19 protein-coding genes are annotated in these 17,265 nt (G+C 46.1%); 10 read left to right on the top strand and 9 right to left on the bottom strand.

Features of this window, described 5'->3' with window-relative positions; translation table 11 throughout:
* Positions 1-4: 4 nt before the first annotated feature.
* On the bottom strand, positions 5-958 hold the full coding sequence (locus tag DR864_RS15565) for a bifunctional helix-turn-helix transcriptional regulator/GNAT family N-acetyltransferase (RefSeq protein ID WP_114067847.1): 954 nt from the start codon (positions 956-958) through the stop codon (positions 5-7).
* Positions 959-1,341: 383 nt separating this feature from the next.
* Between DR864_RS15565 and DR864_RS15560 the strand changes: the two genes are divergently transcribed.
* The 3 genes from DR864_RS15560 (at position 1,342) to DR864_RS15550 (ending at position 3,886) form a co-directional block, all read left to right on the top strand.
* Complete coding sequence (locus DR864_RS15560) at positions 1,342-2,316, top strand: VOC family protein (RefSeq protein ID WP_114067846.1); 975 nt, start codon at positions 1,342-1,344, stop codon at positions 2,314-2,316.
* Positions 2,317-2,378: 62 nt separating this feature from the next.
* Positions 2,379-3,002 (top strand): alpha/beta hydrolase, encoded by a 624-nt coding sequence (locus DR864_RS15555; protein WP_114067845.1) that lies wholly within the window; start codon positions 2,379-2,381, stop codon positions 3,000-3,002.
* Positions 3,002-3,886, top strand: coding sequence for a pirin family protein (locus DR864_RS15550; RefSeq protein WP_114067844.1), 885 nt, complete (start codon positions 3,002-3,004; stop codon positions 3,884-3,886). The genes DR864_RS15555 and DR864_RS15550 overlap by 1 nt, the downstream gene beginning before the upstream one ends.
* A 54-nt stretch (positions 3,887-3,940) precedes the next feature.
* Here DR864_RS15550 and DR864_RS15545 read toward each other — a convergent pair whose 3' ends face one another.
* The 8 genes from DR864_RS15545 to DR864_RS15510 all read right to left on the bottom strand — a co-directional run bounded on the left by DR864_RS15545 (position 3,941) and on the right by DR864_RS15510 (position 11,977).
* The gene (locus DR864_RS15545; protein WP_114067843.1) at positions 3,941-4,942 is read right to left on the bottom strand and encodes an alpha/beta fold hydrolase; all 1,002 of its coding nucleotides are present in this window, start codon (positions 4,940-4,942) and stop codon (positions 3,941-3,943) included.
* Entirely contained in the window at positions 4,939-5,508 is a 570-nt protein-coding gene (locus DR864_RS15540; protein ID WP_114067842.1) for a hypothetical protein, read from the bottom strand. Before DR864_RS15540 ends, DR864_RS15545 begins: the two co-directional genes overlap by 4 nt.
* A gap of 62 nt (positions 5,509-5,570) precedes the next feature.
* Complete coding sequence (locus tag DR864_RS15535; RefSeq protein WP_162793857.1) at positions 5,571-6,725, bottom strand: FAD-dependent monooxygenase; 1,155 nt, start codon at positions 6,723-6,725, stop codon at positions 5,571-5,573.
* A 67-nt stretch (positions 6,726-6,792) separates the two neighbouring features.
* Positions 6,793-7,734 carry a hypothetical protein gene (locus DR864_RS15530; RefSeq protein ID WP_114067840.1) on the bottom strand — a complete coding sequence of 314 codons (942 nt, stop codon included), beginning with the start codon at positions 7,732-7,734 and terminating at the stop codon, positions 6,793-6,795.
* Between the two features lie 24 nt (positions 7,735-7,758).
* Positions 7,759-8,991: a hypothetical protein gene (locus tag DR864_RS15525; RefSeq protein WP_114067839.1), complete on the bottom strand. Its 1,233-nt coding sequence runs from the start codon at positions 8,989-8,991 to the stop codon at positions 7,759-7,761.
* Positions 8,992-9,026: 35 nt separating this feature from the next.
* A complete protein-coding gene (locus DR864_RS15520; protein ID WP_114067838.1) occupies positions 9,027-10,034 on the bottom strand; it encodes a cytochrome c in 1,008 nt (335 codons plus the stop codon).
* A gap of 333 nt (positions 10,035-10,367) precedes the next feature.
* On the bottom strand, positions 10,368-11,615 hold the full coding sequence (locus DR864_RS15515; RefSeq protein ID WP_114067837.1) for an RNA polymerase sigma factor: 1,248 nt from the start codon (positions 11,613-11,615) through the stop codon (positions 10,368-10,370).
* Between the two features lie 8 nt (positions 11,616-11,623).
* Complete coding sequence (locus DR864_RS15510; protein ID WP_114067836.1) at positions 11,624-11,977, bottom strand: YciI family protein; 354 nt, start codon at positions 11,975-11,977, stop codon at positions 11,624-11,626.
* Positions 11,978-12,177: 200 nt separating this feature from the next.
* Here DR864_RS15510 and DR864_RS15505 point away from each other — a divergent pair, with 200 nt between their 5' ends.
* From DR864_RS15505 to DR864_RS15475, 7 genes are all read left to right on the top strand, one after another.
* Complete coding sequence (locus DR864_RS15505; RefSeq protein ID WP_114070303.1) at positions 12,178-12,873, top strand: helix-turn-helix transcriptional regulator; 696 nt, start codon at positions 12,178-12,180, stop codon at positions 12,871-12,873.
* 53 nt (positions 12,874-12,926) lie between these two features.
* On the top strand, positions 12,927-13,361 hold the full coding sequence (locus tag DR864_RS15500) for an SRPBCC domain-containing protein (RefSeq protein ID WP_114067835.1): 435 nt from the start codon (positions 12,927-12,929) through the stop codon (positions 13,359-13,361).
* A gap of 57 nt (positions 13,362-13,418) precedes the next feature.
* Positions 13,419-13,928 carry a YdeI/OmpD-associated family protein gene (locus DR864_RS15495; protein ID WP_114067834.1) on the top strand — a complete coding sequence of 170 codons (510 nt, stop codon included), beginning with the start codon at positions 13,419-13,421 and terminating at the stop codon, positions 13,926-13,928.
* 6 nt (positions 13,929-13,934) lie between these two features.
* Positions 13,935-14,324: an MmcQ/YjbR family DNA-binding protein gene (locus DR864_RS15490; RefSeq protein ID WP_114067833.1), complete on the top strand. Its 390-nt coding sequence runs from the start codon at positions 13,935-13,937 to the stop codon at positions 14,322-14,324.
* A gap of 20 nt (positions 14,325-14,344) precedes the next feature.
* On the top strand, positions 14,345-14,887 hold the full coding sequence (locus DR864_RS15485) for a dihydrofolate reductase family protein (protein WP_114067832.1): 543 nt from the start codon (positions 14,345-14,347) through the stop codon (positions 14,885-14,887).
* Between the two features lie 205 nt (positions 14,888-15,092).
* Positions 15,093-16,010 (top strand): TolB family protein, encoded by a 918-nt coding sequence (locus DR864_RS15480; protein ID WP_114067831.1) that lies wholly within the window; start codon positions 15,093-15,095, stop codon positions 16,008-16,010.
* 64 nt (positions 16,011-16,074) lie between these two features.
* A complete protein-coding gene (locus tag DR864_RS15475) occupies positions 16,075-17,262 on the top strand; it encodes a cytochrome-c peroxidase (RefSeq protein WP_114067830.1) in 1,188 nt (395 codons plus the stop codon).
* The last annotated feature ends 3 nt before the right edge of the window (positions 17,263-17,265 follow it).

The following is a 17,265-nucleotide window of genomic DNA, read 5'->3' as shown; positions in this document are numbered from 1 at the left end:
ACCCTCATAAAAACAACTCCATAGCAACGTCGGCCCGGGAATAGGGCGAACTGAAATCTTTGACGGTTTTGAAACCTAGTTTTTGGTAAAGATTCAGTGCGGGCAATAAACGCGAATTTGTTTCTAGATACAAACGTTTTAAACCCATTTTTTTGGCTTCGTCAATGATGGATTGCCCCAGCAACTCGCCAATTCCCAGTCCTTTGGCGTTGCTGTCGACGCCCATTTTTGAGAGTTCCATACTGTCTTCGGTCATGGGTTTGAGCGCCGAAGTTCCTACAATATTGCCTTGGTATTCGGCCAATAACACCAGTCCACCTTTGTTGATGTAGAATTTATCAGGATTTTCGAGCGATTCCATGTCGAGGGGTTCGACCTTGAAGTAGCGCTCAATCCATTCGTAGTTGATGCGTTTGAATCCTGCGCGATGGATTTCGTTTTGAGGGTCAAGCCAAGTGATGTTGACCTTGTTTCGTTCGCGCGTTTTTAGCCTGCTTTTGATGCGCTCGGGTAAGCTTTTGCGTAGAATCACCTGCTCGTATTCCATCAGGGCGCGTAGCACGTCGGTTTCACATTCGTTTTTCACTTCGTTCATGGTATCTTCCAAATCTTCCAGCAGTTCTTTCATGCGGGCGTGCATTTGGTCCCCTTTTTGGGTCAACCGAACGGTGGTTTCACGCTTATCGACCAATCCTTTTTGACTTTCTAAAAAGCCCACTTTCACCATTTCTTTGACCATCAAACTAACGCCCACGTGCGACTGCCCGATGCATTCGGCGATTTTTGAGACCGTTTCGGCTTCTTTTTGCGCAACTGCCAAAAATACTGGAAACCATTTTACCTCAAAATCCATTCCATACATCTGATACACTTGAGCGGAGGCTTGCTGACTGATTTCACCCAGTCGACGCATATAACTTCCCAAGGCCACGTAGCCTAATGTTCGATATAACTCCATGAATAAATTATTTACGTAATTAATTACGTAAATTAAAATAATGGTTATGTAAAAACCAATAGCCTGGATAAATTTTTAGGAAACAGACAATGAAAGGGCATTTGGTTTTGAGAAACCTCACTGGCGGATTTGAGAATCCGCCTGCACAAACCTCGTTTAATCCCATGCTTTAGCGTGGGGCTTGAAGCAAAAAGGCATCTCAATAAGGGCTTTAGCCCTGACTAACTCTATTGAAGTCAGATAAAGCCATGATTTTGACAACGCATTCCTTCTTTTCGCCATTGTTCAACCTATATTATTGCGTGACCTTTGCAGAGTCAATAAAACAAAAAAGTTGACCAACAAAAGAAACAACCGCTATTTAAGCAATAACAACCAAGACAATGGAAACTAATAATTTAATCACTGGCATACACCACGTAACGGCCATCGCCGCTGACCCTCAACAAAACGTGGATTTTTACGTAGGTTTACTCGGATTGAGGCTCGTCAAAAAAACCGTCAATTTTGATGCTCCCGACGTATATCACCTTTACTATGGCGACGAAACAGGCAATGCAGGCAGTATTTTGACCTTCTTCCCGTTTGGGCAGGGAAGCCAAAAAGGACGCCACGGCAAAGGGCAGGCGGCTACCACCTCCTTCTCCATTCCTACGTCGGCCATCGACTTCTGGACCAAACGTTTTGATCAATACGGCATTTTGTACAAAAATCCTCAACAACGGTTCAACGAAGTGTTTATATACTTTGAAGACCCCGATGGATTAGGGTTAGAATTGGTCGCCAACGATGTGGATACGCGCCCAGGTTTTACTTACGGTCATATTCCGTTGGAGTATTCGATTCGTGGTTTTTGGAATATCGAATTGTGGGAAACCACCTACGAACGCACGGAGGCGTTGCTGGCCAATTCGCTCAATTATGAGTTTATTGCCGAAGCAGGCGCTCGTCGTCGTTACGCTCCCAAAGGTGGGCATGCAGGCCAGTTTGTGGATATTGTGTGGGATAGTAATAACCGTTGGGGAATGAACGGCGCGGGAACCGTGCACCACGTGGCCTTTGATACTCCGACCGACAATTCTCAGCTGGAAGTGCGCGAGGCGGTGCTTTCGGCGGGCTTTATGCCAACGCATGTGCTTGACCGTCAGTATTTTCATTCCATTTATTTTCGCGAACCGGGTGGGGTGCTGTTTGAGGTAGCCACTACGCCTCCTGGCTTTTTATTGGACGAAGAAAAAGCAAAATTGGGTGAAGCGCTCAAATTGCCGCCTTGGCAAGAACGCAATCGTGCGCAAATTGAGCAATTGTTGCAACCAATTTCGCTGGAAGCTGTTTATCAAAAATATAATATTGGCTAATTAGATTGAGGGTTGCGGATGAAAGTTTTTGCGTCTGCAACCCTAAAAAAAGATATACCAAAATGCACAACATCAAAAATACCGTTTGGGCGGGCGAGCCGCTTGCCCAAGCCAAACGCGTACTCATCATGACCCACGGACGGGGGGCAAGTGCGCAAAGCATTCTGAGTTTGGCCGCTGAACTCAACGTGGAAAACACTGCGCTGGCGGCGCCTCAAGCTACGGGCAACACGTGGTACCCGTACAGTTTTTTGGCACCCGAAAATCAAAATGAACCAGGTTTATCGGCAGGGTTGCAGGTATTGAGCCAACTGGTGGAAGAGATCAAACGGCAAGGCTTTGATTCGCGGCAGATTTACCTGTTGGGCTTCTCGCAGGGTGCGTGTTTGACAGCAGAGTTTGCAGCGCGGAATGCCCAGCCGTTGGGGGGAGTGTTTATTTTAAGCGGTGGTGTCATTGGCGACTCCATCAAGGCGGAGCGTTACTCGGGCGATTTTGAAGGAACGCCTATCTTTTTGGGATGTTCTGATGTAGATTCGCATGTGCCTTTGCACCGCGTTCAGGACAGTACCGAAGTATTCAAAAATTTAGGGGCCAACATAACGGAAAGAATCTATCCAAACGCCCCGCATAGTGTTTTTCAGGACGAAATCAATCACATTAATCAGGTGTTAAACCAAGCATAATGAAAACATTCAAAACCATTTCGTACGTATGGGAAGGCCGTCCGCAGCAGGTGGGCGATGGATTTGTGGGACAAAGCATGATTCCTTCTCAACGATTTCAAGACTTTAGCCCTTTTCTGATGCTCGACCACCATGGCCCGATGCAGGTAAAACCCTCACGTATCCCCAAAGGTGTGGATGAGCACCCACACCGAGGTATCGAAACCGTGACGGTCGTCTTTGAAGGCGCACTTCAACACCGTGATTCAGCGGGTAATAAGGGTGTTATTTTTGCGGGCGATGTGCAATGGATGTCGGCCGCCTCGGGGTTAGTTCATGAAGAAAAACACGAAGCCAATTTCTCGCGTCAGGGCGGGATTTTGGATTTTGTGCAGTTGTGGGTGAATTTGCCGCGAGCGCATAAAATGGAGAAGCCGCGTTATCAGGAACTTACCTCTGCCCAAATTCCTTCGGTTCAACTCAATGAGAATACACAATTACGGGTTATTTCGGGCGAATTGAACGGTATCAAAGGGCCCGCTCTAACCTACACGCCAGTACTTTTAGCGGAGGTGATTGCGTCTGGTGAAAGCCAATTTGAGCTGCAACTGCCCGAAGGGTTCAACGTGGCGATTCATGTAGCGCAAGGCGAGGTGGTTTTGAACAATACCGAAAAAGCCGCTGCCAAGCGCATTGCCAAACTCAGTCAGCAAGGAGAATGGATTTCGGTGTCAACTGGCATAAAAGGGGCGCGGTTATTGATTTTGGGCGGAGAGCCTATCAATGAGCCGATTGCAAGTTATGGCCCGTTTGTGATGAACACGCAAGCCGAAATCATGCAAACGCTTCAGGATTATCAATCGGGCAAAATGGGCTTTTTGGAGCCGGTGGAATATTCTGAGTAAACCTTCTTTTGTAAACCATCGCATCGGCCCCGCGATGCGATGGTTTACAAAAGATTACTTCACAAAACTGCGTACGGCATTATTGAATTCTTGAGTTTCAGTAATAAAAGGTTCGTGCCATGATTGACTGAACTCTACCGTAGATACAGAAGTATTGGTCAGTAATTGTTTTGTTTCACGTCCTACTTCTACGGGTACTATACCATCTTTTACTCCCCAAAACAGCCTGACCGGAATCCGAATATTCTTCAATAAGGCTCCTTTTTCAAAAAGACGACTTTCAACTTCGCCGTAATAACTGTAGGCTTTGGAATGAGTAAACTGCGCTAAAGCGGTATTGGGTGAAGCAAAGGCGTAATTTGCTAGGTATTTTTTGTCGTCATATAGGGACACTGGATTACCGCCCAGTTTGTACATCCACCGATAAATAAGCTCCCAATTAACGGTTGCTGTATTTTCAATAGTTACCGGATTAGCCAATAATTCACGTTCCGCCTCGGCATTGTTTTGCTTTTTTGCCTCACGCAATGCCCATTCCCGAACATGGTACAGCCAACGGTAATAAGAAAACATCCCATTGACGGCCATTAATCCAGAAATCATTTGCTGATTATTGTTTGTGGTCAAAAACTGCCAAGCCAGCTCAACGCCAAAACTATGCGCTAACAAATAAATCTGAGCGTTGGGGTACTGTTGTTTGAGCAGTTTGACAACATAAAAAGCATCCTCACTGAATTGATCATAGCGTAACGTTCCCGAATCTACTTTGCCGGACGATGCTCCCGCTACCCGTTGGTCCCAATAGGCCACCATCATGTCGTTTTCCAGTTCTTTAAAATAATACCGGTAACACATTGCACAATCGCCCGGTCCACCGTGCAAATACAGCACAATTTTGTTGGAATTGGTATTGCCGTGTACCCAAACGGGCATATCGGCTCCTTTATGACGGAGAAAAAGTGTTTTTTGCTCAGTTGGTTCTACATCTTGGTCTTTGCAGGAAACCAAAATTAGGATAACTGCGAGGCTCTTAAATAGCTTATTGATTGTTTTCATTGCTTTTTGAAAGGAAAAATAGCCCCTATTTCCAGACTGAATCGGGTAAGAGAGGATGTATTATAGGGACGTTGTTGGCTGATATTCAGTCGAGTATACCAAGCAAAAGGAAGGGCGTGACGAACATCTTGTCCGATGCCTGCGAACACAGTAGGCAGGAAAGCATTTCCTCCTGCATAACGTACGCGTTCCAATTCACCATTACCGGTTACTTGGTAGGTAGAGCCCTCCAAAAAATAACGAAAGTACGCGGTGGCAATGCCTGCCTCAAACAGAGTACTCCGTTTTCCTATCCGTCGATATATCAATTCGGGGGCTATGATGATACCGAAATGGTTACGCGGATGGCGGTAAAGTGCCGCACTTGGCGCAATCAAAAGCATTTTACGGGATTGATTCCGCTCTTTTATTTTACTGAAAATCGGGTATTCATACGCTGTTTTCAGGCCATAATGCGTAACGGTTTCGCCGTAATAACTGATTCTGAGCGATTGCGCCTGTGTTTTTTGGGGAGCGAGGATAAGTAGCCCCAGGATCAAATACAGGCTTAAATGAATGTTTTTCATGGCTTAGTTTTTCTGATTTTGTTAATGTTTTTCCCACGGCTCAATGGGTTGAGTGTACCGGTTTAGGCGGCATTCATATCCATTATAAAATCTAACTGTCGATTGTTCATACCAGCAGGCATCAGCCTGAAAAGTGCATTCCGTAAAGCAACCAGCCAGGGCTGACTCACCTGCGCAATTTTGCCCAGTGTAAAAGAGCGGTCTACAATGGTTGTTGTTCGAGGTAAACGTATTGCTTCAAACTTCTGAAAGACTTCCGACAAGTCGGTTGGGTATTGCCTAATCAGCCGTTGAAGTACCACTGCATCTTCAATTCCTTGACACGCGCCCTGCCCCATGTTGGGGGTCATGGCATGAGCGGCATCGCCTATCAATAATACTTTGCCGTACGCCAGTTGACGAAGCGGTTTTAAATCAATAATATCATTGTGCAAAATCCGTTTATCGGGTGTAAGGCCAATGATTTCGGCTACCGGAGCGTGTAGTTGACCAAAATGGTGTAACAAATCAGTTTTGGTAAAATTTCGGAAACGGGGTTCATCACCTGTTGGCGCATTGACGCAGGCAAACCAGTAAACACGCCCTCCCTGAAGGGGCACAATGCCGAATCTTCCTTCTGACGCCCACGTTTCGGTGGCTTGTTTGGGGTTCAGACCTACTGGAGCAGTGTCGGTTACTCCTCTCCAACAGGTATATCCCGCATATCTTATTTTGGTGTTGGGTACCAATTGCCGCCGAACGGCAGAATGAATGCCATCAGCCGCCAAAACATAATCGAAAGTAGCGGTATGTCCATTACGAAATACCAAGGTGACTCCTTCATCGTTTTGGGTGAGTGTGAGGAATTGATGCCCCAAGTACAGAGGAATATCCTCCATTGCTTCTAAAAGCGTCTTTTGTAAATCAGCACGATGAATGGAAAAACTTCCTATTACTTTGTATTTCTCTTTAGCTGCAAAGTGATTGGATTCGGTAATGATTTTCCCCTGTTTATCTAAGATAGAAAAGAGCTCGAAGGGATTTCCGTGAGCCAATATTTTGTCGCGGAGACCGAGTAATTCAAAGGCTTTTACTGCATTGGCAGCCAAGGCAATACCTGCTCCTGCGGGGCGAAGTTCCTGATTGGCTTCGTAAATGGTTACGTTGATTCCAATTTGCCGGAGAGCAATTGCGGTGGTCAGACCTGCGATTCCTCCTCCAATGATAGCGATTTTCATAGAACTGGGTTGTTTACTGAGCATACTTTGTAAAAATAAAGACAACAAGGCTCTTAATGGATTCCCTTTACTTTAAGTTGGCCAGCCATTCCTGCGCAAACGCTCGGGCTTCCATCACGGGCGTTTTGCCAAGACGGTACAAAAACTTCCATTCGGCGGGTTTGCGTTGGTACTCAGGGTGAATAAATTCCTGTTTTCTGCCCGCAGGCCGCAGTTGGGCGTTGAAATCTACGTCATCGCAGAGGGCAATAAAGCTTTTGAGGCGTTTCCGTAACACCGGCCGAAAATCGGTGTGAGCGTCCAAAACTGCCTTTTGTTGTTTGTATTGGGCATTGCGCTCTTTGGCGTAGTCCAACTCCTTTTGTTGTTGATTTTTATGTTGTCCGCTTCCCTGTTTCAGTAATCGGCTGTGGTAAGCGATAAACTGCTTCTTAAATTCAGCGGGCTTACCTTCCGTGGCAGCCAAAATCTTTTTAAGTTCTGCCAACTCACGGGCTTTTGCAGCGCGTTCTTCACCCTCAAGGGTCGCCAATTGAGCCTCTTGCTGAGAAAGTTGTGCTTTAATGCTCATTTGCAAAATGGCTGGGTCGAGTTGCGCATACGTTTGCTGAATCAGCGCCATTTGTTGGCTAATAGCCGCATCCATTCCACCTACTTCCTGTTCGCGTTGTGCTACAACCGCATCGCTGTAAGTTTCGTCAAGGGGATATTTTTGTTTGAGCGATTGGCGGTATTCCTCCTTAAATTCTTCAGATTCGACATACGCCTTGACAAATTTTCCCAGTGTACGAACGGCAGCTCCCCGGGTGTTTTCGGGAATCCGCTTGGCGATGCTACGCATGGCGGAGGTGCTGTTGAAGAAAAAATACGGCTCTTCATTTAAGTTGTCCAATGCTCCCTGACGCACATCCCGTAGGGTTACGCCAGTGTCGGAAAGAATATCAACTGGGCGCATGGCCATCAATGCCGCCAAAAAGAGGATTGTGCAAATAATAGGTATGTATTTCATGGCTATAAATCGTTGATAATGAAACTAATTCACACTTTTTACTCTGAATATTCCCCGAATTTGTGACGTACCCACAGGATTGTACGGGTCGGCTTGATACCAGCCGGCAGGTTCTAGATGGAAGGTGCCAAGAACGTAGCCCTGCCATTGGTCGGTGTCTATGTTCAGGGTTCCGCCGCTTACGTCAGGCCGCGTGCCGTAGCGGTTTTGGTAGTGTCTGAAGCCGGTGTAAAGCACAAAGGAAACTTGGGTATTGAGTGTCCAGTGAAACTGCCCTTGCCGTCCGCCGGACCAACCCATTGAAACGTACTGGCTACCGTTTTTTCCTTCAATCACGTTTTGAATATGGTTAAAATTAGCGCCTCCGCGAAAAGTGATCCAATCGCCGCCGTCTATTTGAAGCGTAATGCCTTCGGGAGCCACGTAGATACGGGCAATCAGCAGTCCGACGGCTCTTCCATTGGATTTAATGCTTACTTCCACCCGTACCGGATTCTGCCCCGGAATGTGGTTGGGTGCCTGATACACCGCCGTGCTGTTGGTGGGTTTCAGTTCACCGTCGCCTTTCAGTTCCCACTTGTCGATATATTTGGCATCCAGTAGATGTTCTGGATTGAGCAACTCCAATTCCTGAGCTTCATCGCCAATGGGTACTAAAAGAAATTCGTCCGGAAGCACGTATCTGACGGCCAAGTTGCCCTTTTCTCCGGGATCCATATACCGATAGGCTGGTTCAAGACTGATGGCTTCAAAGAAACTCCAATCACTGAAATGGGTTGTTTTGATAGTAACTGTCTTGGCTTCTTTGTTCAACGTTAAACCGGTTGGTACTTTCCAAATACCTTTATCATCTTGGTAAGCAATCCCCAATGCCTCGGCAAAAGTACCATTGAGGTCTTCATCGGTGTATTTAAAAGAAATAGTGGCTGGTTTGGCAAACTGTAATCCGTGTGGGGTAAGCCGGAAGGCTTGGCCTTGGCCGTTAGGAGCTTTATTGGTAATGGGTTGTATTGTAATGGTCTGAGTAGCGGTCAATGCACCCGCTGGGATGTCAACCCGGATACGCTTGTCGGTCGACTCAATGGTTCCTCCGGCGGGCCCTATTGCGGCCGTTACGGCCGTACCATCTGGGGTGCCCTTTGCCGTAACGTGTCCAGTAGGTTCTGGCAAATTGGTGGGAGCAGGGTCGGGCTCTGTACACGAAACCGAGAGGGTGATGAGCGCGAGGCCCAGTAGTGTATTTGTAATGTTTTTCATGGCTGTGAGAAATTGATTGTTTTACTGTTAGTTGATTATTTTGAGGCAATGGTCTCCTTTTCAGAAGTGGTAGGGGTAAAGGTTACCACCCTGTTTGGGATAGGTTTAAGCGTTTGTAAGTAGGTATAAATGGCCCCTAAATCCTGCTCGCTCATCCCTGCGTACATGGGCCAAGGCATAATCGTTTGTCGGTCGCCGGGTTTTACAGGATGTGGTTTATAGCCTGTGGCTGGGTCGAGGGCTTTGAAACGGGCTATAAAGGCGGCTTTGGTCCAGCGTCCTAGCCCAGTTTCGGCATCAGGCGTAAGGTTGGCCGAACGTACAATACCCCCCGGTAAGGCAAATTCTGCACTCCCCGCAAATTCCATTCCTGCTACATGTTCTCCATTTTCTCTTTTGGTGTGGCAATCGGCACAGCCAGCGGCATTGACCATGTAGCGTCCATAGGCTATCTGGTCGGTTGTGTCGGGGCGAGTTTGAAAATTGGGTTTTTGCGGAATGGTATTGACAATAAAATTCATTGGAAATTCTAATTCTGAATCAGGCACCTCGTTTGAAATGGGCTTGAGGGAGCGGAGGTAGGCAATGATAGATTTAATATCTTCCTGATCCATACGGCCATAGGAAGGGTGAGGCATCAATGGAAACAGGGCTTTGCCATCGCGGGTTACCCCTGAGGTAATAGCGCGAAACAGCTCGCCGTCGGTCCAGTGACCCACGCCAGCGGGGGTGATATTGCGCGAATAAATAGTGCCCGGCAATCCCATCTCTGGGCCAAAGCGCTCACCCCCCTTGCCCTCGGTGCCTGCCATGGGTGGGCCTGCAAAAAGGTTCCAGTCGCGGGTGCTGTGGCAATCCATACACACGCTGACGTGATTGGCGAGATAGCGCCCCCGTTCAATCTGGGCGGCCGTAGTATTGATTTTTAATTTGGGAGCGGCACCTACATCGGGCAACCAAAATTTAACATAGACCAGTACAAGACTAACGCCCGTGACCACCACGGCCAGACCGATAAAGATGAAACGAAGGATGGTTTTCATGACTTGAAATTGTTGGAAAAAATGGCTGAATTATAGCACTGCAGCGGCAAACGGCGGCATTTCCAACGGAGGGTTTTGCGGTATGTTTTATGGCTGCATTGCGTCAAGGGGCCTTTGTTTGGCAGATTGACGATACAAAATTGGGCGATGGGAAGGGGGATTTTCAATAGCGTCCCTGATGAAACGTCATTTGAAGGAGCTGTAACGGAACAACCGCCCGATCAGCCGTTGTACAAAGGCAGGCCTGTTTTTGGTAGGCTTTATCGGAAGTGATAGAGGAATTGTCAGCGTGTTGGTATTACCAATGGTTTGAATTTGTCCAGAAATCCGTGATTAGAGCATCTCTATTTTTTTCCATATCAATTGCCACTCAGCCTTTGACTTTGTCAACTGAATGGCAGTTTCATAATGTAATTTTGCGCTATTTGAATCCTTCAATTGTGCAAAAAAATCACCCAGTGCCGTGTGATAATAAGCATTGTTTTCAAGTCCCTTTATGTTCTGTAAAGCCTCCGTACCCCGTTGTGGTCCTTCTGCAAATCCTGTTGCAATGGCTTTGTTGAATTGTACCATTACGCTCGGATTGATTTGTTCCAACAGCCGATAAAGATACATAATGGCCTGCCAGTTAGTGCTTTCAAAACGCTCAGCCCGGGCGTGATAAGATGCAATGGCGGCTTCCAGGTGGTAGCTGCTGATTTCGGGTCCTTGAGAGGCTTTGTTTAGAAAGGCAATGCCAGCGCCTATCCGCTCACGGTTCCATTTTTGGCGGTCTTGATTGGCTAACAGAATAATATTTCCCTCGTCATCTTGTCGGGCATCAAACCTTGATGCTTGAAAATACATCAACGATAGTAGCGCGGCGGTTTTTGGGAGGTCGGTATACCGATGCTGACTCAACAGTGTGCCTAGTCGGAGGGCTTCTTCGCACAGGTCTTGCTTGATAAGCTGGTCGGGGTGCTGCGAATTGTAACCTTCGTTGAAAAGCAGATAAACTGCTTTCAAAACCGCATCCAGTCGCGCGGGGAGTTCATCGCCGTAGGGTACTTCCAACTCAATGGGGGTGCTGCGGATTTTGTCTTTGGCCCGGTAAAGGCGTTTGGTGATGTTTTCGTCGTTGGATAAAAACGCGTTGGCAATTTCGGTAATACTTAGCCCGCAGAGGGTTCGTAAAATAAGCGTTATTTGGGCTTCGGGAGGTAAACTTGGGTGGCAGCACGCAAACATCATTCGGAGTTGGCTGTCTTCCATTTCATGTTCGAGAAACAATTGGTCAATGTGCTGCTGCATTTGCTGTTCTGATTGGAATTCGTAGGCAATGTCAGGGCTTATTTCGGCCATTTTTTTCTCTCTACGGAGCCGGTCAAGCACTCGGTTTTTGGCCGAAGTATATAGCCAGCCCGTTGGGTTTTCGGGGATGCCATTTAGTTTCCACTGTTCCAGAGCGGCCAATAAAGTATCTTGGACTACGTCGCGGGCAATGTCGTAGTTGGAAAAACCAAATACCCGCGTGAGTACAGCGAGCATCTTTCCCGACTCGTGCCGAAAAAGATGCTCTGCCATCCGATTGACTTCCGTCATCCTAAAGATTAATTAAAGACCTGAATTTGACGTACTTCTACACGGCCTTCCGACTCATAAATAGGGCAACCTTTTGATAATTCTACGGCTTCTTCTAGGCTGTCGGCCGTGAGAATCATAAAGCCGCCGATGATTTCCTTACCTTCCGTAAAAGGCCCATCCGTAACAATGTTGGCGGAGCCTGAGACCGTTTTTCCCGTATTGTGCAGTGCTTCGGTGGCGACCATTTTGCCTTGGGCCGCAATTCCTCCAATCCAATTGTTCCATTTTTCGATTTCAACTTGAATCGCTTCGGGCGACAATTGGGCAAAAGACTCTTCAGAAGGAATGGCGTTCCAGAAGGCGAGCATGTACTTGTTCATGGTAAGTTGTGTTTTTTGTGAACGAATTTATTGAATTTGTACGAATGACGAACGACTCAAGCAAAACTGGACAGCCAAGAAGATTTTTTTTTCTAATTTTAAAAATAAATTATTCGCCCCGTGCGCATCAACGGATCAGGAGTCGTGAGCTAATACTTTTACATTCTGATTTTCTGTTTATCATTTTTCTGTTTTTTTCCATGAACCGCATCGACCGTTTATTGGCCATTGCCCTTACACTGCAATCTCGAAAATATACCTCGGCCGAGGTATTGTCTGAGCGCTTTGGTATGAGTGTTCGTACCGTTTATCGTGATTTAAAAGCATTGGACGAAATTGGGATTCCGATTGGATTTGAGTCAAACAAGGGATATTATATTATGCAGGGTTATTTTTTGCCCCCTGTGATGTTTAGTACCGAAGAAGCCAATGCACTGGTGTTGGTGGAGTCGATTGTGGAGCGTTTTACCGATAAGTCTATTCGTCGACATTATCATTCGGCGCTCAATAAAGTAAAATCCGTGCTTAAACATCAGCAGAAAGAACACGTTGAGCATCTGGAAGAGAAGGTGGTGACGAGTGCATCTTGCCCCAATCATAATTTTGAATACTTGGCCGAAATTCAAACGTCAATTACGAATCAGACCATTTTACAGCTACACTACCAAAATGCTGGTCAAGAGGGAAGTCTGCGTGAAATCGAACCGATTGGGATGATTTTTTATTCTATGGCTTGGCACGTGATTGGGTGGTGTTGGCTGCGAAATGAATACCGTGACTTTAAGGTGGCCCGCATCCTGAAATTACAGAATACGTACAAGGCTTTTCGTAAAGCCAACCATCAACACCTCAACGATTATATAAAACAGCAACAAATCAAAATGGTACTGACATAGGGTTGTCAGTGGAGGGTGTTTTATTTGCTGTCGAAACAAAAAACAGCACTTTTATGAATACAAAATTAGCCCTGAAAACATCAATTCTGCTTCATGCCCCTGCTACTGCCGTTTGGGATGCCCTCACAAATCCTGCCGTTGTAAAAGAATATTTTTTTGGTACTACTTTGATTACCGATTGGGAAGTGGGTGGACCAGTCCGCTTTACGGGCGAGTGGGATGGTGTGGCTTACGAAGACAAAGGAACGGTATTGGCCTTTGAACCTGAGCGTTATCTGTCGTACAATTATTGGAGTTCATTCAGCGGGACGGATGATGTTGCCGAAAATTACGCCAACATTGAATACATCCTAGATGCCGCCGAGGATGGAACACGCTTGACCATCACGCAGGACAATCTGAAAGACGAGGAAGCGCTTGCCCACTCAGAAAATAACTGGCGGGCCCTTTTAAAAGAAATGAAAAAGTTGGTGGAAAATAAAGCGTGACCGCATCGTTAATAAGCTGAATAAGGGCTAAATTGGCCGCCGACAACCGATGAACGAATGGTCTCTTTCAAGGCATTGCTGCAAAAATTTGATAAAAAAGGCGAAAAAACGGGCTGGACGTATTTTGAGATTCCGGCATATATTGCCAATGAACTCAATCCTGGTGTAAGAACATCGTACCGTGTAAAGGGCAAGTTAGATGGGTATTCTATCAAACTTGTGGCTCTTTTGCCTATGGGCGAGGGCGGTTTTATCATTCCTGTCAATGCCGATATGCGGCGAGGCATTCGTAAAAAAGAAGGTGCAAGCATCGAGGTTGAGCTTGAAATAGATACCGACCCATTGCCGCAGTCAGACGATTTGCTGGCGTGTTTGGAAGATGAACCCAAAGCGTTGGCGTATTTCAACAGTTTGCCTACTAGCCACCAAAATTATTATAGCAAATGGATTGAGTCGGCCAAGACGGTAGAAACCAAAACCAAGCGCATTTCGATGATGATCAAGGGCATGACGATGGGGTTGAATTATGGCGAGACCCTGCGGTATTTTCGCGACTTAGAGAAGTAAATCTCAATGTATGAAGTAATTTCGTTGCTGCCCGTTCCTTTTGACAGCTCGTTGTTTATTTTTTATGCTATGGTTGATTTAGAACAAGCCTATGAGATTTTATCCTCAATGCCCAACGCGGTGGAGGTACCTCATTTTGACAAACCTGCTTACAAAATCAACGGTAAAATTTTTGCTACTTTCAACATTGAGAATAAGTGGGTAACCTTGAAACTAACACCTGAACAACAGGTAATTTACTGCGAAGACACGTCATTTTATCCCGTTCCCAACAAATGGGGAGTGTACGGTTGGACGCATGTTGACCTCAACCGAGTCAAAAAGAGTGCTTTTGTGGAAGCCATCGAAACTGCGTACAACAATATCATTGCGGAAAAACCAAAGCGAAAAAGGTAAGTAGAAAAAATCTGATAATTATGAGAAAAATTGTGTTGGGCCTAGCCGTAAGCTTAGACGGCTACATTGAAGGCCCCAATGGTGAATACGACTGGTGCTTTACCGATCAGGATTATGGATTAAATGAATTTTTTACGCGGATAGATAGCATTTTTGTGGGCCGCAAAACCTACGAAATGGCCTTGGCAGAGGATGGGCAGGAGAGCTGGCTTCCTAAGATGAGGGAATATATTTTTTCAACAACCCTCACCGATGCCGATATAAGCCCCAAAAAAACGCTTATCAGCGGAGATATTGAAGCGAGGGTTAAAGCAATTAAAAACCAAAAAGGCAAAGATATTTGGCTTTTTGGGGGCGCTGAGCTCACCAATACTCTCATGAATCTTGGTTTGGTAGATGAGATTTGGCTATCCATTCACCCCATTATTTTGGGGGCGGGAAAGCCGCTTTTTAGTAGTTTAAAAGAACGAAGATGGCTCACACTGACCGATTCAAAAGTGTATGAAAGTGGGTTGGTTTCCCTGAAATACGACTGCAAGTGGGATACCGTAGAGACTGCATAAGGCAGAAAAGGAACGTTTGCGGAGAAAATCTTTTCTATGCGTTATTTAAAGCACGAAAAGGATAAAAAATGAGAGAGTTTAAGTAGATTTGATTACTTAAACTCTCTCATTTTTTGTGGTTAATGTTGAGCTAAAATCTGAGTTTTTTGCTTTTGGCAAAGTTTATGCTACTGTTCGGGATAGACGCTGTTTAATATCACCCTCTATGAAAAAATACATTGTTTTAATAAGCCTTTTAAGTGCGCAACTTGCTTTTTCTCAAGCGCCAGTTGCTGGAAAAATAAAAAGTAACGTCGAGGTGATGGACGTTAGGAGTGGCAAAAGACAAGTGATTTTGACCGCTGGTTATCTGTTAGAATCGCCCAATTGGTCGCGGGATGGGAAGTATTTTATCATTAACAGCAAAGGTTTGCTAGAGAAAATATCCCTAAAAGGCGAATCGTTGGGTGTAGTTGACACCGAATTTGCCAACCGTTGCAACAACGCGCACGGTATCAGCTACGATGGTAAAAGCATTTTCTTCAGTTATAACGACGTTCGGGCTGGTATCAACGATAACTCCCGCATTTTTAAAGTCCCTATCGAAGGCGGAACGCCGCTCTTATTGACCGAAAAAGCCCCTTCTTTTTGGCATAGCGTGAGCCGTTCGGGAAAGAATATATTGTACTCTGCTCAGCGCAACGGCGAATGGGATATTTATAAGCTACCAACAGCAGGTGGCGAGGAGATTCGGTTGACTAGTACCACTGGTTTGGATGAAGGCCCCGAATACGCACATGATTCCAAATTTATTTATTTTAACTCCAATCGCACGGGCCGAATGCAGCTCTTTCGGATGAAGCCCGACGGGACGGACCAAGAACGACTCACCGACGATGAATTTGATAACTGGTTTGCGCACCCAAGCCCTGACGGTAAATGGCTGGTGTATATGTCTTATTTGGAAGACCAAAAAGGAAAACATCCGTTGGGAAAAGAAGTAAAATTGCGTTTGTTGAACCTTAAAACAAAACAAGTCAAAGACTTGACGGATACTTTTGTGGGTGGACAAGGCACGCTGAATGTGCCATGCTGGTCGCCCGATGGTAAAAAGATTATTTTTGTGACCTATAAGGTAGAGTGACACAAGTCATTGCCGGATATTCAGCATCTTTGTACTCTTGCCTTCCAAAATCAGGTATAAATGTATGAATAAACGGGCTTTGCGTCCATGGATGGCGGTGGCTTTATGGATGATGGTGACGGTTTGGGGCTGTGGAGAAGAACAGACTCAAAAGAAAATAGTGGAGCAGGACGATATACGTAAATTGGCTGCTTTGCCCACCGAAGTGCCTTTTCCTGCCGATAATGCTCCGTCAGACGAAAAAGTGGCCCTTGGCCGTTTGTTGTTTTTTGATCCTATTTTATCTGGTCACAGAGACGTTGCTTGTGCTACATGTCACCACCCTGAGTTTGGATTTGCCGAAAGTCTTGAACTTTCCATTGGGGCAAACGGGCGCGGCATGGGCAGTAAGCGGACGTTTAACGTTCCAAATGATATTCCTTTCGTCAAACGAAATTCTCAAACCATTCTGAATGCGGCCTTTAATGGAGTTACGCTCGCCGCTACCGCCATTAATCCCTCCAACGCGCCCATGTTTTGGGACGTGCGGGTCAAAAGTCTTGAGAATCAGGCGTTGGAGCCTATCAAAGCCTTGGAAGAGATGCGCGGGCATCAGTATGTTTCGGAAGCAGCACTTGACAGTGTGGTGAATCGGTTGAGAAAAAACAAAGAATACCAAGCTCTTTTCCGGGCAGCTTTCCCGATGGAATCACCCATTACGGTAGAAAATATGGCCAAAGCCATTGCCGCTTATGAGCGTACGTTGGTGGGTGGTAATTCTCGTTTTGACCAATATTTGCGGGGCGATAAAAATGCACTTTCTATCAATGAGGTGGACGGAATGCAGGCATTTTTGAAATCGGGATGTGCCAAGTGTCATAATGGACCGATGCTATCGGATTATCAATTGCACGCATTGGGAGTGGCTGACAACGACAAACTACCACAGTCGGACGCTGGGGTAGACAATCAATACAAATTCAGGACGCCAAGCTTGCGAAATTTGCGCTACACGGCGCCGTATATGCACAGCGGTACGCTCAAAACGCTGGAACATGTGCTCGAATTTTACGAAGATTTGGCGGGGGATAAAATCCGTAATCCAAAAGTAAAAAAAGAACAACTCGATCCGATTGTTGAAAATCTCAAAGTGGATTTCAAAGATATTTCGTTGATTGTAGAATTTCTGAATACCCTCAATGACGACCAATTTGACCGTTCGGTGCCCCAACGCGTGCCCAGTGGCTTAAAGCCCGGCGGCAATCTCAACTAATAA

Source organism: Runella rosea, from assembly GCF_003325355.1.
GTDB lineage: Bacteria > Bacteroidota > Bacteroidia > Cytophagales > Spirosomataceae > Runella > Runella rosea.
This window is presented reverse-complemented; position numbering and strand designations above follow the sequence as displayed.